This is a genomic window from Pseudomonas sp. 7P_10.2_Bac1, assembly GCF_025465935.1.
Taxonomy (GTDB): Bacteria; Pseudomonadota; Gammaproteobacteria; order Pseudomonadales; family Pseudomonadaceae; genus Aquipseudomonas.
The window spans coordinates 1-3,226 of sequence record NZ_JANLNV010000033.1 but is presented as its reverse complement, the minus strand read 5'-3'; the positions used below and the strand labels follow the sequence as shown (position 1 = coordinate 3,226).

Sequence of the window (3,226 nt, the reverse complement as noted above, 5' to 3'; positions counted from 1 at the left end):
AAAAGATGATGAATGTTGATTTCTGATCTTTTGATTAGATCGTTCTTTAAAAATTTGGGTATGTGATAGAAAGATAGACTGAATAACACTTTCACTGGTGTTTATTCAGGCTAAGGTAAAATTTGTGAATCAAATTGCAAATTTTCGGCGAATGTCGTCTTCATAGTATAACCAGATTGCTTGGGGTTATATGGTCAAGTGAAGAAGCGCATACGGTGGATGCCTTGGCAGTCAGAGGCGATGAAAGACGTGGTAGCCTGCGAAAAGCTTCGGGGAGTCGGCAAACAGACTTTGATCCGGAGATGTCTGAATGGGGGAACCCACCTAACATAAGTTAGGTATCTTAAGCTGAATACATAGGCTTAAGAAGCGAACCAGGGGAACTGAAACATCTAAGTACCCTGAGGAAAAGAAATCAACCGAGATTCCCTTAGTAGTGGCGAGCGAACGGGGACCAGCCCTTAAGCTGTATTGATGTTAGCGGAACGCTCTGGAAAGTGCGGCCATAGTGGGTGATAGCCCTGTACGCGAAAACATCTTTACAGTGAAATCGAGTAGGACGGAGCACGAGAAACTTTGTCTGAATATGGGGGGACCATCCTCCAAGGCTAAATACTACTGACTGACCGATAGTGAACTAGTACCGTGAGGGAAAGGCGAAAAGAACCCCGGAGAGGGGAGTGAAATAGATCCTGAAACCGTATGCGTACAAGCAGTGGGAGCCTACTTTGTTAGGTGACTGCGTACCTTTTGTATAATGGGTCAGCGACTTATTTTCAGTGGCAAGCTTAACCGAATAGGGGAGGCGTAGCGAAAGCGAGTCTTAATAGGGCGTCTAGTCGCTGGGAATAGACCCGAAACCGGGCGATCTATCCATGGGCAGGTTGAAGGTTGGGTAACACTAACTGGAGGACCGAACCGACTACCGTTGAAAAGTTAGCGGATGACCTGTGGATCGGAGTGAAAGGCTAATCAAGCTCGGAGATAGCTGGTTCTCCTCGAAAGCTATTTAGGTAGCGCCTCATGTATCACTGTAGGGGGTAGAGCACTGTTTCGGCTAGGGGGTCATCCCGACTTACCAAACCGATGCAAACTCCGAATACCTACAAGTGCCGAGCATGGGAGACACACGGCGGGTGCTAACGTCCGTCGTGAAAAGGGAAACAACCCAGACCGTCAGCTAAGGTCCCAAAGTTATGGTTAAGTGGGAAACGATGTGGGAAGGCTTAGACAGCTAGGAGGTTGGCTTAGAAGCAGCCACCCTTTAAAGAAAGCGTAATAGCTCACTAGTCGAGTCGGCCTGCGCGGAAGATTTAACGGGGCTCAAACCATACACCGAAGCTACGGGTATCACGTAAGTGATGCGGTAGAGGAGCGTTCTGTAAGCCTGTGAAGGTGAGTTGAGAAGCTTGCTGGAGGTATCAGAAGTGCGAATGCTGACATGAGTAACGACAATGGGTGTGAAAAACACCCACGCCGAAAGACCAAGGTTTCCTGCGCAACGTTAATCGACGCAGGGTTAGTCGGTCCCTAAGGCGAGGCTGAAAAGCGTAGTCGATGGAAAACAGGTTAATATTCCTGTACTTCTGGTTATTGCGATGGAGGGACGGAGAAGGCTAGGCCAGCTTGGCGTTGGTTGTCCAAGTTTAAGGTGGTAGGCTGGAATCTTAGGTAAATCCGGGATTCTAAGGCCGAGAGCTGATGACGAGTTGTCTTTTAGACAACGAAGTGGTTGATGCCATGCTTCCAAGAAAAGCTTCTAAGCTTCAGATAACCAGGAACCGTACCCCAAACCGACACAGGTGGTTGGGTAGAGAATACCAAGGCGCTTGAGAGAACTCGGGTGAAGGAACTAGGCAAAATGGCACCGTAACTTCGGGAGAAGGTGCGCCGATGAGGGTGAAGTATTTACTACGTAAGCCCACGTCGGTCGAAGATACCAGGCCGCTGCGACTGTTTATTAAAAACACAGCACTCTGCAAACACGAAAGTGGACGTATAGGGTGTGACGCCTGCCCGGTGCCGGAAGGTTAATTGATGGGGTTAGCTAACGCGAAGCTCTTGATCGAAGCCCCGGTAAACGGCGGCCGTAACTATAACGGTCCTAAGGTAGCGAAATTCCTTGTCGGGTAAGTTCCGACCTGCACGAATGGCGTAACGATGGCGGCGCTGTCTCCACCCGAGACTCAGTGAAATTGAAATCGCTGTGAAGATGCAGTGTATCCGCGGCTAGACGGAAAGACCCCGTGAACCTTTACTATAGCTTTGCACTGGACTTTGAATTTGCTTGTGTAGGATAGGTGGGAGGCTTTGAAGCGTGAACGCCAGTTTGCGTGGAGCCATCCTTGAAATACCACCCTGGCAACTTTGAGGTTCTAACTCAGGTCCGTTATCCGGATCGAGGACAGTGTATGGTGGGTAGTTTGACTGGGGCGGTCTCCTCCTAAAGAGTAACGGAGGAGTACGAAGGTGCGCTCAGACCGGTCGGAAATCGGTCGTAGAGTATAAAGGCAAAAGCGCGCTTGACTGCGAGACAGACACGTCGAGCAGGTACGAAAGTAGGTCTTAGTGATCCGGTGGTTCTGTATGGAAGGGCCATCGCTCAACGGATAAAAGGTACTCCGGGGATAACAGGCTGATACCGCCCAAGAGTTCATATCGACGGCGGTGTTTGGCACCTCGATGTCGGCTCATCACATCCTGGGGCTGAAGCCGGTCCCAAGGGTATGGCTGTTCGCCATTTAAAGTGGTACGCGAGCTGGGTTTAGAACGTCGTGAGACAGTTCGGTCCCTATCTGCCGTGGACGTTTGAGATTTGAGAGGGGCTGCTCCTAGTACGAGAGGACCGGAGTGGACGAACCTCTGGTGTTCCGGTTGTCACGCCAGTGGCATTGCCGGGTAGCTATGTTCGGGAAAGATAACCGCTGAAAGCATCTAAGCGGGAAACTTGCCTCAAGATGAGATCTCACTGGAACCTTGAGTTCCCTAAAGGGCCGTCGAAGACTACGACGTTGATAGGTTGGGTGTGTAAGCGCTGTGAGGCGTTGAGCTAACCAATACTAATTGCCCGTGAGGCTTGACCATATAACACCCAAGCAATTTGAGTCGAATAGACCAGATTGCGGTGTGTGAAGACGATACAAACCGAAAGTTTGCGGTTCACAAAACACCTGACTATTACATGCCCATTCGCTGGAACGTTAACCCTAAGGTCAACGCGCCGGCT

At 50.1% G+C, this 3,226-nt stretch carries 1 rRNA gene; it reads left to right on the top strand.

Annotation, left to right across the window (positions count from 1 at the left end):
* Nucleotides 1–192: 192 nt before the first annotated feature.
* Nucleotides 193–3,084 (top strand): 23S ribosomal RNA (locus tag NTD86_RS06445).
* The last annotated feature ends 142 nt before the right edge of the window (nt 3,085–3,226 follow it).